Source organism: Burkholderia multivorans ATCC BAA-247 (genome assembly GCF_000959525.1).
Taxonomy (GTDB): Bacteria; Pseudomonadota; Gammaproteobacteria; order Burkholderiales; family Burkholderiaceae; genus Burkholderia; species Burkholderia multivorans.
Window position 1 is genome coordinate 2920684 of sequence record NZ_CP009832.1, and the last position, 17287, is coordinate 2937970.

The 17287-nt window shown below is 67.4% G+C and carries 13 protein-coding genes; 6 read left to right on the top strand and 7 right to left on the bottom strand.

What is annotated here, in order from left to right; translation table 11 throughout:
* Window positions 1–18: 18 nt before the first annotated feature.
* Complete coding sequence (locus NP80_RS26050; protein WP_006406468.1) at window positions 19–795, bottom strand: L-iditol 2-dehydrogenase; 777 nt, start codon at window positions 793–795, stop codon at window positions 19–21.
* A gap of 341 nt (window positions 796–1136) precedes the next feature.
* On the opposite strand from NP80_RS26050, the gene NP80_RS26055 reads away from it, so the two are divergent.
* The 4 genes from NP80_RS26055 to NP80_RS26070 are packed head-to-tail and all read left to right on the top strand — an operon-like array spanning window position 1137 to window position 4244.
* Entirely contained in the window at window positions 1137–1598 is a 462-nt protein-coding gene (locus tag NP80_RS26055; RefSeq protein ID WP_006398440.1) for a Fur family transcriptional regulator, read from the top strand.
* Between the two features lie 45 nt (window positions 1599–1643).
* Window positions 1644–2585, top strand: a complete 942-nt coding sequence (locus tag NP80_RS26060) for a metal ABC transporter solute-binding protein (RefSeq protein ID WP_006406469.1) — start codon at window positions 1644–1646, stop codon at window positions 2583–2585.
* The gene (locus tag NP80_RS26065; protein WP_006410050.1) at window positions 2582–3469 is read left to right on the top strand and encodes an ABC transporter ATP-binding protein; all 888 of its coding nucleotides are present in this window, start codon (window positions 2582–2584) and stop codon (window positions 3467–3469) included. Before NP80_RS26060 ends, NP80_RS26065 begins: the two co-directional genes overlap by 4 nt.
* Window positions 3462–4244: a metal ABC transporter permease gene (locus NP80_RS26070; protein WP_006406471.1), complete on the top strand. Its 783-nt coding sequence runs from the start codon at window positions 3462–3464 to the stop codon at window positions 4242–4244. Before NP80_RS26065 ends, NP80_RS26070 begins: the two co-directional genes overlap by 8 nt.
* A gap of 149 nt (window positions 4245–4393) precedes the next feature.
* Here the strand turns inward: NP80_RS26070 and fghA are convergent, their stop codons facing one another.
* The 3 genes from fghA to NP80_RS26085 all read right to left on the bottom strand — a co-directional run bounded on the left by fghA (window position 4394) and on the right by NP80_RS26085 (window position 8011).
* The gene (gene fghA, locus NP80_RS26075) at window positions 4394–5242 is read right to left on the bottom strand and encodes an S-formylglutathione hydrolase (RefSeq protein WP_006410051.1); all 849 of its coding nucleotides are present in this window, start codon (window positions 5240–5242) and stop codon (window positions 4394–4396) included.
* Between the two features lie 16 nt (window positions 5243–5258).
* A complete protein-coding gene (locus tag NP80_RS26080) occupies window positions 5259–6365 on the bottom strand; it encodes an S-(hydroxymethyl)glutathione dehydrogenase/class III alcohol dehydrogenase (RefSeq protein ID WP_006406473.1) in 1107 nt (368 codons plus the stop codon).
* Between the two features lie 209 nt (window positions 6366–6574).
* Entirely contained in the window at window positions 6575–8011 is a 1437-nt protein-coding gene (locus NP80_RS26085; RefSeq protein ID WP_035945110.1) for a xylulokinase, read from the bottom strand.
* Between the two features lie 423 nt (window positions 8012–8434).
* On the opposite strand from NP80_RS26085, the gene NP80_RS26090 reads away from it, so the two are divergent.
* Window positions 8435–9811 carry a nucleobase:cation symporter-2 family protein gene (locus NP80_RS26090; protein ID WP_006398432.1) on the top strand — a complete coding sequence of 459 codons (1377 nt, stop codon included), beginning with the start codon at window positions 8435–8437 and terminating at the stop codon, window positions 9809–9811.
* A gap of 388 nt (window positions 9812–10199) precedes the next feature.
* Here NP80_RS26090 and NP80_RS26095 read toward each other — a convergent pair whose 3' ends face one another.
* The 3 genes from NP80_RS26095 to NP80_RS26105 are packed head-to-tail and all read right to left on the bottom strand — an operon-like array spanning window position 10200 to window position 16219.
* Window positions 10200–11723 (bottom strand): efflux transporter outer membrane subunit, encoded by a 1524-nt coding sequence (locus tag NP80_RS26095; RefSeq protein WP_006406476.1) that lies wholly within the window; start codon window positions 11721–11723, stop codon window positions 10200–10202.
* Window positions 11723–14923 carry an efflux RND transporter permease BpeB gene (gene bpeB / locus NP80_RS26100; RefSeq protein ID WP_006410937.1) on the bottom strand — a complete coding sequence of 1067 codons (3201 nt, stop codon included), beginning with the start codon at window positions 14921–14923 and terminating at the stop codon, window positions 11723–11725. Before bpeB ends, NP80_RS26095 begins: the two co-directional genes overlap by 1 nt.
* A gap of 15 nt (window positions 14924–14938) precedes the next feature.
* Window positions 14939–16219 (bottom strand): efflux RND transporter periplasmic adaptor subunit, encoded by a 1281-nt coding sequence (locus NP80_RS26105; RefSeq protein WP_006406478.1) that lies wholly within the window; start codon window positions 16217–16219, stop codon window positions 14939–14941.
* A 399-nt stretch (window positions 16220–16618) separates the two neighbouring features.
* On the opposite strand from NP80_RS26105, the gene NP80_RS26110 reads away from it, so the two are divergent.
* A complete protein-coding gene (locus NP80_RS26110; RefSeq protein ID WP_006398425.1) occupies window positions 16619–17257 on the top strand; it encodes a TetR family transcriptional regulator in 639 nt (212 codons plus the stop codon).
* Window positions 17258–17287: the final 30 nt, after the last annotated feature.

Consider the following 17287-nt stretch of genomic DNA (forward strand, 5'->3'; position numbering starts at 1 on the left):
CAGGCGAGCGGCTTCATGTCAGCTCATCCAGTTGCCGCCGTCGACGTTCAGCGTCTGGGCGGTGATGTAGTCGGCATCGGCCGACGCGAGAAACAGCGCGGCGCCGGTCAGATCGGCCGGCACGCCCATGCGGCCGAGCGGCACCGCCTCGCCGACGAGCCGCTTCTTTTCGCCGAGCGGCCGGTTCTCGTAGCGCGCGAACAGTGCGTCGACCTGCTCCCACATCGGCGTGTCGACGACGCCCGGCGCGATGCCGTTGACGTTGATCCGGTGCGGCGCCAGTGCGAGCGCGGCCGACTGCGTATAGCTGATCACGGCCGCCTTCGTCGCGCAGTAGTGCGAGACGAGCGCCTCGCCGCGACGGCCGGCCTGCGACGACATGTTGACGATCTTGCCGCCGCGCCCCTGCTCGACCATCCGCTGCGCGACCGCCTGCATCAGGAAGAACATGCCCTTCACGTTGACCGCGAACAGCCGGTCGAACACGTCCCACGATTCGTCGAGGAGCGGGCGCATGTCGAACAGCGCCGCGTTGTTGAACAGGATGTCGACGCCGCCGAACCGCTCGACCGCGGTCGCGACGATGCGCTCGATGTCGTCGCGGCGCGTGACGTCGGCGGTGACGGCCGCCGCGCGGCCGGGATGCGCTTCGATGAGCCGTGCGAGCGAGCCGCCGGCCGGTTTCACGTCGACGAGCACGCAGCGCGCGCCTTCGTCCAGATAGCGTTGCGCGACCGCTTCGCCGATGCCGCTGGCGGCGCCCGTCAGGATCGCGACCTTGTCTTCCAGTCTCACGGGTTGTCTCCGGTTCGTTCTGCTGTACGACGGCCGCGAAGTGAGCGAACGCTCGCGACCCGAACAATTGCTCTGTTAGTGGTCGAATGATCGGATACGCGATTCGCTCTGTCAAGGCGGAACGACAGCTTTCGATGATGCGCCGCCGCACGGCGGTGTGCGGCCGCGGTACGGCGATGGAGGCGGAATAACGCGGGTGACGCGTCGATGCGGTGCGGCGGGCGTGACGGAAACGACGCCGGATGGCGCGCGGAAGCAGAAACGGGGCGGAAATCGGCGCTGCACGGCGGCGCGATACGTTATATCATCGCCATACTCAGTTTCATCGCCTGCTTGATGCCATGGCTACCTCCTCCTCCCTCGCCGCCCGGCTGTCCCGGGCCGACGCATTCGCCGCCGAGCACGGGCTCGCCTGGACGCCGCTGCGCCGCCAGGTCTACGAGCGCGTGCTCGCCGCGCAGCGTCCGATCGGCGCATACGATCTGCTCGCCGAACTCGAGCCGACGCGCGGCCGCGTGCCGCCCACGACCGTCTACCGCGCGCTCGACTTCCTCGTCGAGCACGGCTTCATCCATCGCATCGAGTCGAAAAACGCGTTCTTCGCGTGCTGCGAAATCGGCGTGCCGCACGAAGGCCAGTTCCTGATCTGCGACGCGTGCGGCGACACCGTCGAGATTCCCGGCGGCGAGCTCGCGAAGCAGCTGTCGTCGACCGAGCCCGCGCACGGTTTCGAGGTTCATCACCAGGTCGTCGAGCTGAGCGGCCTGTGCGGCCACTGCAAGCGCAAGCCCGCCCAGCGCTGACGTCGATCGCGCGGCGCATGCGCCGCCCTTCCAACGAGGAGTTCCATGTCTATTGCCCTGAAGCGCGCGCCGCTGCGCGCCCTGTCGCCCGTTCGTCGTTCCCCCGCGTCGCGCGCGCTGCGCTGGCTCGCCGCCGGCGTCGCCGCGCTGTCGCTCGCGGCGCCCGCGCTCGCGCAGGCCGCGCCCGTCAATGTCGTCGCCGCGGAGAATTTCTACGGCGACGTCGTCACGCAGATCGGCGGCAGCCACGTCGCGGTCACGAGCATCCTCAGCAATCCCGATCAGGATCCGCACCTGTTCGAGGCAAGCCCGAAGACGGCCCGCGCGCTGCAGCACGCGCAGCTCGTGATCTACAACGGCGCCGCCTACGATCCGTGGATGGGCAAGCTGCTCGGCGCATCGAAACAAGCGAAGCGCGCGACGATCGTCGTCGCCGACCTGGTCGGCAAGAAGGCCGGCGACAACCCGCACCTCTGGTACGACCCGGCGACGATGCCGGCCGCCGCGCGCGCGATCGCGGCCGAGCTCGGCCGCGTCGATCCGGCCAACAAGGCCGACTACGACGCGAACCTGCAGAAGTTCATCGCATCGCTGAAGTCCGTCGACGACAAGATCGCCGCGCTGCGCGCGCAGTACAAGGGCGTGCCCGTGACGGCCACCGAGCCCGTGTTCGGCTACATGGCCGACGCGATCGGCCTCGAGATGCGCAACCAGCGCTTCCAGCTCGCGACGATGAACGACACCGAGGCGAGCGCACAGGACGTCGCCGCATTCGAGAAGGATCTGCGCGACAAGCGCGTTCGCGTGCTGATCTACAACAGCCAGGCCGAGGAAGCGATGACCAAGCGGATGCTGAAGATCGCGCACGACAGCGGCGTGCCGACGGTCAGCGTCACCGAGACGCAGCCGGCCGGCAAGACCTTCCAGCAATGGATGGCCGCGCAGCTCGACGCGCTCGGCCATGCGCTTTCCACCGGCAAGCCATGACACCGACCCCCCACGCACTCGCGCTCGATCGCGTCACGCTCGAACTGGGCGGACGCACGATCCTGCGCGATGTCAGCTTCTCGATCGAACCGGGCGAATTCGTCGGCGTGCTCGGGCCGAACGGCGCGGGCAAGACGACGCTGATGCGCGCCGTGCTCGGGCTCGTGCCCGTCGCCGGCGGCACGCTGTCGGTCGGCGGCCTGCCGGTCGCGCGCGGCAACGCGTCGATCGGCTATATGCCGCAGATCCGCAGCGGCCTCGCGAACCGCCGGATGCGCGGCTACGACTTCGTCGCGATGGCCGCCGACGGTCATCGCTGGGGGCTGCCGCACACGAGCGCCGCGACGCGGCGCGACGTCGACCGCGTGCTCGATCTGGTCGGCGGCCGCGCGCTGTCGCACCGGCCGCTGTCGGAACTGTCGGGCGGCGAGCGCCAGCGCCTGCTGCTCGCGCAATGCCTGCTCGGCAATCCGAAGCTGCTGCTGCTCGACGAGCCGCTGATCAGCCTCGATCCGAACCACCAGCGCGGCGTCGTCGAACTCGTGCGCAAGGTCCAGCGCGAGCTCGGCATCACCGTGCTGTTCTCTGCGCACGAACTGAACCCGCTGCTCAACGCGCTCGACCGCGTGCTGTATCTCGGCAACGGCGTCGCGGCGCTCGGCACCGTCGACGAGGTGATCACGAAGCCCGTGCTGTCGCGCCTCTACGGATCGCCGATCGACGTGATGCGCGTGAACGGCAAGATCTTCGTGATGTCGGGCGACGTCGAGATCGAGAAGCACGACCACGAACACGAGGACGACGGCGGCCATGCGCACGGCAGCGGCCACGCTCATCACGCTCATCACGGACACGCGCACCCCGGGCATTCGCACGATGTTTGAATACGATTTCATGATCAACGCCTTCGCGGCGTCGGGGATCGTCGCGGTGCTCGCGGGCATCGTCGGCTACTTCCTCGTGCTGCGCGGGCAGACCTTCGCCGGCCACGCGCTGTCGCACGTCGGCTTCACCGGCGCGACGGGCGCCGTGCTGTTCGGCATCTCGCCGATCTGGGGCATGGTCGGCTTCACGCTCGCGACCGGCATCGCGATGGGCGCGCTCGGCGAGCGGCTCGCGGGCCGCGACGTCGCAATCGGCGTGATCCTGTCGGGTGCGCTCGGCTTCGGCCTGCTGTTCCTGCATTTCTACACGTCGTTCGCGACGCAGGTCACGGCGCTGCTGTTCGGCAACGTGCTCGCGGTCAGCCACGACACGCTCGCCGTGCTCGCCGGCATCGGCGCGGTGAGCCTCGTCGCGCTCGCCCTGATCGCGCGGCCGCTGCTGTTCGCGTCGCTGCAGCCGGAGCTGGCCGAAGCGAAGGGCGTGTCGCTGCGCACGGTGTCGGTGCTGTTCCTTGCGGTGTGCGCGCTCGCGGTCGCTGCCGCGACGCAGATCGTCGGCGTGCTGCTCGTGTTCACGCTGCTCGTCGGCCCGGCCGCCGCTGCGCAAAACGTGTCGACGCGCCTGTCGACCGGCGTGCTGCTCGCGGCGCTCTTCGCGCTGCTCGAAGCGTGGCTCGGCATCGTGCTCGCGTATCACACCGACTGGCCGACGAGCTTCTGGATCACCGCGCTGTCGGGGCTCGTGTACGGCGCGAGCCTGTTGCGGCGGCGCTGAACTGCACCGGCCTGCGTGGCGGCGGCCCGTCGAGGCAAACAAACAAAAAACGCCGGCATGCCCGAAGGCAGTGCCGGCGTTTTTTTATCGGCGCCGCGTCGCGCGACGCGACGTGCCACGTACGTGACACGTACGTGACACGCCGCGGCTCAGCGCATCAGCACACGTGCGTGATGCGCGATGTGATCGGCGATGAACGTGGAGATGAAGTAATACCCGTGGTCGTAGCCGGGATGGCGGCGCAGCGTGAGCGGCTGGCCGGCCTTCGCGCACGCGGCTTCGAATACGTCGGGGTTCAGCTGGTTCGCGAGGAACTGATCGGCGAGGCCCTGGTCGACGAGGATGCCGTCCGCGAATTTCGGCGCATCCGTACGCGCGACGAGCTCGCTCGCGTCGTGCTGCTTCCACGCTTCGCGATCCGCGCCGAGGTAGCCCGAGAACGCCTTCTCGCCCCACGGGCAGCGCGTCGGCGCCGCGATCGGCGCGAACGCCGACACCGACCGGTACAGGTCCGGATGACGCAGCGCGAGCGTCAGCGCGCCGTGCCCGCCCATCGAGTGGCCGAAGATGCCGAGCCGCGCGCCGTCGATCGGCAGCTCGGCCGTGACGATCTCGCGCAGCTCGCGCGTCACGTAGGTCTCCATCCGGTAATGCGTGGACCACGGCGCTTCGGTCGCATCGACGTAGAAGCCTGCGCCGACGCCGAAATCCCACGCATCGGCTTCGCCCGGCACGCCCGCACCGCGCGGGCTCGTGTCGGGCGCGACGAGCGCGAGACCGTGCTGCGCCGCATACTGCTGCGCGCCGGCCTTGATCGCGAACGTCTCCTCCGTGCAGGTGAGCCCGGCGAGATAGAACAGCGCCGGCACGCGACCGTGTGCGGCCTGCGGCGGCAAATAGACGGAGAACTTCATCGGCAGGCCGATCGTCGTCGAATCGTGACGATAGAAGCGCTGCTCGCCGCCGTGGCACGCATGCGATGAAACGAGTTCGAGCATGATCGCGCTCCGTCGGTCAGTACAGCACGACCGAGCGGATCGACTCGCCCTTCTTCATCAGGTCGAAGCCTTCGTTGATCCGCTCGAGCGGCAGCGTGTGCGTGATCAGGTCGTCGATGTTGATCTTGCCTTCCATGTACCAGTCGACGATCTTCGGCACGTCGGTGCGGCCGCGCGCGCCGCCGAACGCGGAGCCCTTCCATTCGCGGCCCGTCACGAGCTGGAACGGACGCGTACTGATCTCTTCGCCGGCCGCGGCCACGCCGATGATGAACGACTGGCCCCAGCCCTTGTGCGTGCACTCGAGCGCCTGGCGCATCAGCTTCACGTTGCCGACGCATTCGAACGAGTAGTCGGCGCCGCCGTCGGTCAGCTGCACGATATGGTCGACGACGTTCTCGACTTCGTTCGGGTTGATGAAATGCGTCATGCCGAACTTCTTCGCGAGCTCGACGCGCTTCGGATTGATGTCGACGCCGATGATCTTGTCCGCGCCGACCATCTTCGCACCCTGGATCACGTTCAGCCCGATCCCGCCGAGACCGAACACGACGACGTTCGCGCCGGCCTCGACCTTCGCCGAGTAGACCACCGCGCCGACGCCCGTCGTCACGCCGCAGCCGATGTAGCAGATCTTGTCGAACGGCGCATCCTCGCGCACCTTCGCCACCGCGATCTCCGGCACGACGATGTAGTTCGAGAACGTCGAGGTGCCCATGTAGTGGAACAGCGGCTTGCCGTCGAGCGAGAAGCGCGAGGTCGCGTCGGGCATCAGGCCCTTGCCCTGCGTCGCGCGGATCTTCTGGCACAGGTTGGTCTTGCGCGACAGGCAGAACTTGCACTCGCGGCATTCGGGCGTGTAGAGCGGAATCACGTGATCGCCCTTGCGCACCGTGCCGACGCCCGGCCCGACGTCGACGACGACGCCCGCGCCTTCATGGCCGAGGATCGCCGGGAAGATGCCTTCCGGATCGGCGCCGGACAGCGTGTAGTAGTCGGTGTGGCAGATGCCGGTCGCCTTCACCTCGATCAGCACTTCGCCCGCGCGCGGGCCTTCGAGATCGACTTCCTCGATCGTCAGCGGCGCGCCCGCCTTCCATGCAATCGCTGCTTTCGTCTTCATCGTGTGACTCCTTGTTGAATGTCGGTCCGGCGCGGCGCGGCGCCGCGTCGACTCCGGTTCCATTCCGCGCCGCGCGGCATCGCGCGCCGGCCTGCGGAAAAATCGGGTGCTCGCCATGATCGCGCGTCGCGGCGCGCCGTGCGTGCGCTAATCAGTCGCCGGCTTGCCACGATGCGTCATCGGTGGCGCAAAACGACAAGTGCCCGAGTTTAAACGCCCGTCGCGAACCACGCATCGGTGCGCGCATACAGGTCGACGAAGCGCGCGTGCCGCGCGGCGAGCGCGCGATCGTCGCGCGGCGCGGCAACCGGCGACGCGGCCGGTGCGAGCGCGGGCAATGCCGATTCGCTCCAGTGGCCGATCGCGAGACCCGCGAGCAGCGCGGCGCCGCGCGTCGCCGCATTCGGACATTCGAGCGCGTGGAGCGACGCGCCGAGCGCATCGGCGAGCAGCTGCCGCCAGCGCGGATCGACGGAGCCGCCGCCCGCGACGCGCAACGACGCGACGGGATCGTCACGGTTCGCATCGCGGATCGCGTCGAGCCCTGCGCGCAGCGCGAACGCGACGCCATCGAATGCGGCACGCATCATCGCGCCACGCGTGTCGCCGAGCGCGAGGCCGAGCCAGCCGCCGCGCGCATCGGGATTCATCCACGGCGAGCGCTCGCCGGTCAGATACGGCAGGAAGCAGAGCCGCTCGGACGGCGGCTGCGCGAACGCGTCGTCGTAGGCGGCGGCCCAGTCGGGATAGCCAAGCCAGCCGCGCACCGCTTCGAGCGCGAGTCCCACGTTCTGCATCGCCGCCATCGTGTAATAGCCACCGCCCGCCGCCGCACGATAGCGATGCAGCCCGCGCCGCGCAGGCGGCAACGCGTCGGCGAGCACGACGATCTGGCCGCCGCTGCCCGTCGTCAGCAACGCGTCGCCGGACGCGACGAGCCCGCTGCCGAGCGCCGCGCACGCGGTATCGCCGGCGCCGGTCGCGAGCGGCACGCCGGCCGGCAGCCCGAGCGCGGCCGCGGCGCGTGCGTCGAGTGCGCCGCAGCGCGCGGCCGACGCGCGTACCGGCGCGAAGCGGTCGGCCGGCAACGCGAGCGCCTCGATCCGGGCGCGATCCCACGCGCCGTCGGGCGACGCAAGCGCCGTCGCGCACGCATCGCTCGGATCGGCCGCGACCTCGCCGCCGAGCGCGACGCGCAGCCAGTCTTTCGGCTGCACGGCCCAGCGCGCGGCACGCAATGTGTCCGGCTCGTGCGCGGCAAGCCAGCACAGCAGCGGGCCGGCCATTCCGGGCGCGACCGGATTCGGCGCGTCCGACCAGCGCGCCGCCTCTGCTTCGCGCGCCGCGCGCGTGTCGGGCCACAGCAGCGCCGGCCGCACCGGACGCGCGGCCGCGTCCATCAGCACGACGCCGTGCATCTGGCCCGACAAGCCGATCGCAACGACCTGCGCGCGTTCGTCGGCCGGCAAGCGCGCGGCCGCGCGCACGAGCGCGTCCCACCACGTCTCGGGCGCGATCTCGGCCCAGCCCGGTCGCGGCGACGACAACGGATATGGTTCGCTCGCGACCGCGCGTTCGACGCCGTCGGCATCGATCGTGACGAGTTTGACGGAGCCGGTGCCGAGGTCGATGCCGAGCAGACGCATGACGGGATCAGGATTCGAATGAACGGATGTCGATGATAGCGGGATCGTGATGCGCGCCCGGATTTTCGCGATGCGCGTCGCCTGCGCGGCGGCGGGCAGCAATCGGTTGCACCGCGCGGCAAAACGGCGGTTCGCGGGTTAACCCGATGCGCTTTTCGTGCAGGCGATTTCGGGACTATGCGGACCGCGCGATACACATCATAAGGTTGCCGATATTTGACATGGGGGGCCGCCCAATTTTGGACGGCTATAAAACCGTAGAACCTCACTCCAGCGGCGTTTCCCCATGATCGACACCTCGTCTCATGCCGAATTGGCATATCGAACCAGCAAAGAACGGAATAGAACCCAGTGCTCTTGTGACACCGGTGCATTCCGCATAACTTCGTATCACCCCGAAAACAAGATCATGGAGTGAGACAGATGCAATCGAACACGGTCCATCCGTGCGATGAGGTGTTGCCGACCGGCAAGCTTGTAACGCTCGGCCTGCAGCACGTCCTCGTCATGTACGCCGGCGCCGTCGCCGTGCCGCTTATCGTCGGCGGCGCGCTCAAGCTGCCGAAAGACCAGATCGCGTTCCTGATCAGCGCCGATCTGTTTTCGTGCGGCATCGCCACGCTGATCCAGACGCTCGGCCTGTGGATCTTCGGCATCCGCCTGCCCGTGATCATGGGCTGCACGTTCGCGGCCGTCGGCCCGATGATCGCGATCGGCACGAACCCCGGCCTCGGCATTCTCGACATCTTCGGCTCGACGATCGCAGCCGGCATCATCGGCATCGTGCTCGCGCCGATGATCGGCAAGCTGCTGCGGTTCTTCCCGCCCGTCGTCGTCGGCACCGTGATCTCGGTGATCGGGCTGTCGCTGATGGAAGTCGGAATCAACTGGGCGGCAGGCGGCGTCGGCAACCCCGAATACGGCAGCCCGGTCTACCTCGGCCTGTCGCTGCTCGTGCTCACGCTGATCCTGCTGATCAACAAGTACGGCCGCGGCTTCGTCGCCAACATCTCGGTGCTGCTCGGGATCGTCGCGGGCTTCGTGATCGCGTTCGCACTCGGCCGCGTGAACACCGACGGCGTATCGGTCGCGCCGTGGGTCGGTTTCGTGATGCCGTTCCACTTCGGCTGGCCGCACTTCGACCCGCTGTCGATCGCGACGATGGTCACGGTGATGTTCGTCACGTTCATCGAATCGACCGGGATGTTCCTCGCGGTCGGCGACATGGTGGAGCGCCCGGTCGATCAGGATCGTCTCGTGCGCGGGCTGCGCGTGGACGGCCTCGGCACGCTGATCGGCGGCATCTTCAACTCGTTCCCGCATACGTCGTTCTCGCAGAACGTCGGCCTGATCGGCGTGACGGGCGTGAAGAGCCGCTTCGTGTGCGCGACCGGCGGCGTGATCCTCGTGCTGCTCGGCCTGTTCCCGAAGATGGCGCAGGTCGTCGCCTCGGTGCCGCCGTTCGTGCTCGGCGGGGCCGGCATCGTGATGTTCGGGATGGTCGCCGCAAACGGCATCAAGGTGCTGTCGAAGGTCGACTTCGTGAAGAACCACCACAACCTGTTCATCGTCGCGGTCAGCATCGGCATGGGCCTCGTGCCGGTCGTGTCGCCGCACTTCTTCTCGAAGCTGCCGCCGGCGCTCGCACCGATCCTGCATAGCGGCATCCTGCTCGCATCCGCGTCGGCCGTGATCCTGAACCTCGTGTTCAACGGCGTGAAGGGCGAGAAGGACGCGAAATGCGAAATCCGTCGCGCCGGCCACGACTTCGACGGACAGGCCGTCGACGCGCATCACTGATCGAACAACGCATGCGCCGCGACGCGGCGCCGCGATCGACCCAGACGCCACGGGTGAAACCGTGGCGTTTTTGTTTGGGAGTATGAAGATCGGACGTCGGCCTGCGGTCGTGTGATCGCGCGATTGTGGGATTGCGCAAGCGCGCGAGTGCGGCACCGGGCACACGACGCGCGCGTCGACGAGTGCCGGCACGGCTTGCGCACGCGCGCACGGGCACCACACACACGGCCTAACGTCGCATACGCCGCACACGCCGCATAAAAAAACGCCACGAACTCACGTCCGTGGCGTTTTCATCGACTGCCGGCGCGGCGATCCGCGATCTCGACCCGGCAGCGTCTCGTCGAAGCGAAGTGAAGCGAGCGGCGCGCGCCGCCCGCTCTTACGCTTACCCGTTCGTCGCCGCAGCCGACGCCGACGCAGGCGCCGAGGCCTTGTCGTAATCGACCGTCTGATCGGGCGCGCGCGGCGTCTCGCCGGCCCGCTCGATCCAGCCGCCGCCGAGCGCACGATACAGATCGACGAGGTTCGTCCAGCGTGCGAGCCGCGCATTGATCAGCGCCTGCTGCGCGGTGTACAGATCGGTCTGCGCGGTCAGCACCGACAGATAGCTGTCGACACCGTTCTTGTAGCGCAGGTCCGACAGATCGAAGCGGCGCTGCTGCGCATGCGTGTTGCGCTCGAGCGCGGCGATCTGCTGATCGTACGTGCCGCGCGCGGCCAGACCGTCGGCCACTTCGCGGAACGCGCTCTGGATCGCCTTCTCGTAGTTCGCGATCTCGATGCGCTTCTGCACGTTCGCGAGGTTCAGGTTCGCGATGTTCTGCCCGCCTTCGAAGATCGGCATCGTGATCTGCGGCGCGAACGACCACGCCGCGGTGCCGGCCTTGAACAGCCCGCCGAGCGTGGGGCTCGCGGTGCCGAACGCGCCCGTCAGCGAGATGCGCGGGAAGAATGCCGCGCGCGCCGCGCCGATGTTCGCGTTCGCGGCGAGCAGCGTCTGCTCGGCCTGCATGATGTCCGGACGGCGCGTCAGCAGATCCGACGGCAGCCCGGCCGGCACGTCGGCGAGCAGGTTCTGCGCATCGAGCGGCAGCCCCGGCGGCAGATCGTCCGGCAGCGGCTCGCCGATCAGCAGCACCAGCGCGTTGAGCGCCTGCGCACGAGCGCGCGCCTGCGCCTGCTGGTTCGCGAGCGCCTGCTCGACGACCGTCTGCGCCTGACGCAGCTCGAGCTCGGAGCCCGTGCCGTTGTCGAACTGCAGCTTCGTCAGGTCGTACGAGGCCTGCGCCGTCTTCAGCGTGTCTTCCGTGACCTTCAGCAGGTCGTCGGTCGACAGCAGCGTCAGATACTGATCCGCGACCTGCGACACGAGCGAGATCTCGGCGGCCTGCCGCGCATACGCAGTCGACAGATACTGCGCGAGCGCCTGGTCCTTCAGGCTCTGCACGCGGCCGAACAGATCGAGCTCCCACGACGCCGACAAGCCGACGTTGTAGACGCGCGAAATATACGGCGCACCCGTTTGCGACACGCCCTGCGGCGTGCGCTGGATATTGCCGGTGCCCGTACCGTCGAGCGTCGGGAACAGGCCCGCGCGCGTGATCTGATACTGCGCGCGCGCCGCCTCGATGTTGAGCACCGACACGCGCAGGTCGCGGTTGTTCTTCAGCGCGATCTCGATCAGCCGCTGCAGGCGCGGATCGACGAAGAATTCGCGCCAGCCGATGGCGGTCGCCGCCTGGCCGTTCGCGCTGCGCGCGCCGGCAGCGCCCGGCTGCGTCGCATAGACGCCGCCGGACGGAAACGCCTGCGCGACGGGCGCGTCGGGCCGCGTGTAGTGCGGCGCCAACGTGCAGCCTGCGGCAAGGAGCGCGACCGCGATTGCAGTCAAAGCGTGTTTTTGCATCATCACTGTCCCTTGTTGCCTTCGTCGCCGTTGCCCGGCTTCTCTTCGTGGTGCGAGTGCTCCTGAGCCAGGCGCAGCGCCTCGTCGACGTCTTCCTTCTCGCCGCTGAAGATCGCACGGATCTTCACGAAGAACATCGGGATCATGAAGATCGCGAGGAACGTCGCGGTGATCATCCCGCCGATCACGCCCGTACCGATCGCGTGCTGGCTCGCCGAACCGGCGCCGTTGCTGATCGCGAGCGGCAGCACGCCGAGAATGAACGCGAGCGACGTCATCAGGATCGGACGCAGCCGCAGACGCGCCGCTTCGAGCGCGGCCTCGATCGGCCCCATCTTCTCCGTCATCTGCAGTTCGCGCGCGAACTCGACGATCAGAATCGCGTTCTTCGCGGACAGACCGACCGTCGTCAGCAGGCCGACCTGGAAGAACACGTCGTTTTCCAGACCGCGCAGCGTCGCGGCGAGCAGCGCGCCGATCACGCCGAGCGGCACGACCATGATCACCGAGAACGGAATCGACCAGCTCTCGTACAGCGCCGCCAGACACAGGAACACGACGAGGATCGAGATCGCGTACAGGATCGGCGCCTGCGAGCCCGACTGGATTTCCTGGAACGACAGACCCGTCCACGAGTAGCCGATGCCGGTCGGCAGCTTCGTCGCGAGCGCTTCCATCGCGGCCATCGCCTGACCGGTCGACTTGCCCGGTGCGGCCTGACCCTGGATTTCCATCGCCGAAATGCCGTTGTAACGCTCGAGCTTCGGCGAACCGTACGTCCAGTGGCCGGTCGCGAACGCGCCGAACGGCACCATCCCGCCCGAGCCGTTGCGCACGTACCAGATGTTCAGGTCTTCCGGCGTCATCCGGAACGGCGCGTCGGACTGCACGTACACCTTCTTGATCCGGCCGTCGATGTCGAGGAAGTTGTTCACGTACTTCGACGCCCACGCGATCGAGAACGTCTGGTCGATCGCATCCGCCGTCACGCCGAGCGCGTTCGCCTTCTCGCGATCGATGTCGACCTTGTACTGCGGCGTATCGTTCAGGCCGTTCGGACGCACGCCCTGCAGCGTCGGATCCTTCGCGGCCATGCCGAGCAGCTGGTTGCGTGCGGCCATCAGCGCGTCGTGGCCGAGACCGGCGTTGTCCGTCAGCTCGAAGTCGAAGCCGGCGGCCGTGCCGAGTTCCGGAATCGACGGCGGGTTGAACGGAATGACGATCGCGTCCTTGTAGCCCGAATAGCGGCCGAACATCCGTCCGATCAGCGCCTGCACCTTCTGGTCCGCGTGCTGACGCTGCGCGTAGTCCTTCAGGCGCACGAACACGAGACCGGAGTTCTGGCCGCGGCCCGCGAAGCTGAAGCCGTTCACCGTGAACGCCGATTCGACGATGTCCTTCTCGTCCTTGAGCAGATAGTCGGTGATGTTCGCGAGCGTCTTCGCCGTGGTTTCCTGCGTCGAGCCGGACGGCGTCTGCACGATCACGAACATCAGGCCCTGGTCTTCATCGGGCAGGAACGACTTCGGCAGCCGCACGAACAGCAGGCCGACCGCGACGATCACGACCAGATAGATGATCAGCCAGCGGCCGGACCGCTTGATCACGTGGTGCACGCCGACGTGGTACTTGTCGCGGCTCGCGTTGAACGTGCGGTTGAACCAGCCGAAGAAGCCCTTCTTCTCTTCGTGATGGCCTTGCGGGATCGGCTTCAGGATCGTCGCGCACAGCGCCGGCGTCAGAATCAGCGCGACGAGCACGGACAGCACCATCGCGGACACGATCGTCAGCGAGAACTGCCGGTAGATCGCGCCGACCGAACCGCCGGAGAACGCGACCGGCACGAACACGGCGGACAGCACGAGCGCGACGCCGACGAGTGCGCCGGTGATCTGGCCCATCGCCTTGCGTGTCGCCTCCTTCGGCCCGAGCCCCTCTTCCGCCATCACGCGCTCGACGTTCTCGACCACGACGATCGCATCGTCGACGAGCAGACCGATCGCGAGCACGAGGCCGAACATCGACAGCGTGTTGATCGAGAAGCCGACGAGCGACATGATCGCGAACGTACCGAGCAGCACGACCGGCACCGCGATCGTCGGGATGATCGTCGCCCGCAGGTTCTGCAGGAACAGATACATCACGAGGAACACGAGCACGATACCTTCGAGCAGCGTCTTGACCACTTCCTCGATCGACAGCTTCACGAACGGCGTCGTGTCGTACGGATACTTGACGACGAGCCCGTGCGGGAAGTATTTCGACAGCTCGTCGACCTTCGCGCGCACGGCCTTCGCGGTCGCGAGCGCGTTCGCGTTCGTGGCGAGCTGGATGCCGAGCGCCGCGGACGGCTGGCCGTTGTACTTCGTATCGAAGTTGTAGTTTTCGGCGCCGAGGCCGATCTGCGCGACGTCCTTCAGACGCACCTGCGAGCCGTCCTGGTTCACCTTCAGCAGGATGTTGCCGAACTCGGCCGGCGTGCGCAGCAGCGTCGCCTCGGTGATCGTCGCCTGCAGCAGCGTGCCGGGCTTCGCGGGCGTGCCGCCGATCTGGCCGCCGGCGACCTGCACGTTCTGCGCGCTGATCGCCGACGTCACGTCGACCGGCGTGAGCCCGTAGTTCGTCAGCTTGACCGGGTCGAGCCACACGCGCATCGCGTACTGCGAGCCGAACAGCGTGACGGTACCGACGCCGTTCAGACGGCTGATCGGATCCTGCACGTGCGACGCGACATAGTTCGCGAGGTCGTAGCGGTTCATGCTGCCGTCTTCGGAGTTGAACGCCAGCACGAGCAGGAAGCTGCTGCTCGACTTCGTCACCTTCAGACCGAGCTGCTGAACCACCTGCGGCAGAATCGGCGTCGCGAGCGACAGCTTGTTCTGCACCTGGACCTGCGCGATGTCCGGGTTGGTGCCCGGCGCGAAGGTCAGCGTGATCGTCGCGGTGCCCGAGTCGTCACTGGTCGACGACATGTACAGGAAGTTGTCGAGCCCGCTCATCTGCTGCTCGATCACCTGCGTCACCGTGTCTTCCACCGTCTTCGCGGACGCACCCGGATAGTTCGCGCTGATCTGGATCGACGGCGGCGCGATGGTCGGGTACTGCGCGATCGGCAACGTGAAGATCGCCGCAACCCCGGCCAGCATCAGGATGATGGCGATCACCCACGCGAAGATCGGGCGATCGATAAAAAACTTTGCCATGAAACAGGCTCCCTGTTATTGCGCGCCCGAAGCGGCGGCGGACGACGCCGCGGCGGCGCTAGCCGGCGCGCCCGACGCGCCGGCACTCGATGCTGCGGCGGCCGAAGCCGGTGCGGCGGCGGCCGGCGCGGCGGCACCCGAGGCGTCGTTCGGCGCCGACGCGAGCTGCGCCGGAACGGCCTTCACGGTCGCGCCCGGACGCACCTTGTCGACACCCTGAACGATCACGCGATCGCCGGGCTGCAGCCCGCTTTCGACGACCCAGTTCTGACCTTCGATGCGCGTCGCGGTCAGCGTGCGCGGCTCGACCTTGTTGTTCGCGTTGACGACCATCGCGACCGCCTGGCCCTTCTGGTCGTGCGTGACGCCGATCTGCGGCACCAGGTACGCGTTGTCGTTCACGCCTTCCTCGATGCGCGCGCGCACGAACATCCCCGGCAGCAGGACCTTGCCCGGGTTCGGGAACACCGCACGGATCGTGACCGAGCCGGTCGTCTGGTCGACCGTCACGTCGGAGAACTGCAGCTTGCCGGGCTGCGAATAGGTACGGCCGTCCTCGAGGATCAGCGACACCTTCGCGGCACCGGGGCCGGTCGTCTTCAGACGACCGCTCTGCACGTCCTGACGCAGCTTCAGCCCCTCGAGGCTCGACTGCGTGAGGTCGACGTACACCGGATCGAGCTGCTGCACGGTCGACATCAGCGTCGCCTGGCTCGCCTGCACGTACGCGCCCGGCGTCACCTGCGAGATGCCGACACGGCCGGTGATCGGCGACACGACGTCCGTGTAGCCGAGGTTGATCTGCGCGGTCTCGACCGACGCCTTGCCGGCCGCGACGTCGGCGGCGGCCTGCCCTTGCGCGGCCACCGCGTTGTCGTAGTCCTGCTTGCTGACCGCGTTCGCGGCCACCAGCACCTTGTAGCGCGCGACGAGCGCGTTCTGCGTGGCGAGGTTCGCCTGCGCCTTCGCGAGCGTCGCCTTCGCGCTGTTCAGCGCGGCGATATACGGTGCCGGGTCGATCTTGTAGAGGCGCTGACCGGCCTTGACGTCGCTGCCTTCGGTGAATTCACGGCGCAGCACGATGCCGTCGACCCGTGCGCGCACCTGCGCGACGAGGAAGGCGCTGGTGCGGCCAGGCAGTTCGGTGAAGACCGGTACGGCCTGCGGCTGGACCGTGACGACGCCGACTTCCGGCGTTTGCGGCGGCGGTGCCGATTCTTTTTTCCCGCACGCGGCCAGGAAAACGGCGGCCGTCGCGACAGTGAGTAAGCGGTATGGAACCCGTTCGACGCGCATGGAGCGACCTCTGTGTATAACCAATGGAATGAGTGCGGCGCCCGACCCCGGAGCACGGCACGGATGCGCCTCGCGGCGCAGATCGAACACCTGAATTACTGGACTGCTGGATACAACAAGCGGCACGAAACCTCCGTGCCGGCAAGGCGCCGCAAACTGCGGACTGGTACTTAGGCGGGAATCAGCAGAGTGGGATATTAACTGATTGCCACTTTGGTCATTCGATCGTAGGGTGGTATTGTATATACATTCATGGATGTATGTAAAAAGACCATCCGCGCCGTGCCAAGCGCGAAGTCTTACGAATTGTTACCAGTCGCAAGCATAGCCCGTTCGGGCGCGCGCGACGAGGGGCCCGGCCCCGGTTTACCACTCATCGATTCAGATTCAGGCCTGCACATGGTCAGACGCACCAAGGAGGAGGCACTCGAGACGCGCAACCGCATTCTCGATGCCGCCGAGCACGTGTTCTTCGAAAAGGGCGTATCGCACACGTCGCTGGCGGACATCGCGCAGCACGCGGGCGTGACGCGCGGTGCGATCTACTGGCACTTCGCGAACAAGAGCGACCTGTTCGACGCGATGTTCGACCGCGTGCTGCTGCCGATCGACGAGTTGAAGCGGATGCCGGCGGACGCGCCGGGCAGCAATCCGCTCGAGAAGGTGCGCAAGATCCTGATCTGGTGCCTGCTCGGCGTGCAGCGCGATTCGCAGCTGCGCCGCGTGTTCAGCATCCTGTTCATGAAGTGCGAGTACGTGGCCGACATGGAGCCGCTGCTGTTGCGCAACCGCGCGGGGATGAGCGAGGCGCTGCACGCGATCGACGCCGATCTCGCGATGGCCGTGCGGCTCGAGCTGCTGCCCGAGCGGCTCGACACGTGGCGCGCGACGCTGATGCTGCATACGCTCGTCAGCGGCTTCGTGCGCGACATGCTGATGCTGCCGGACGAGATCGATGCGGAAAAGCATGCGGAGAAGCTGGTCGACGGCTGCTTCGACATGCTGCGCTGCAGCCCGGCGATGCTGAAGGACGACTGAGGCGGGCAGCCGGCTCGGCTCGGCTCGGCT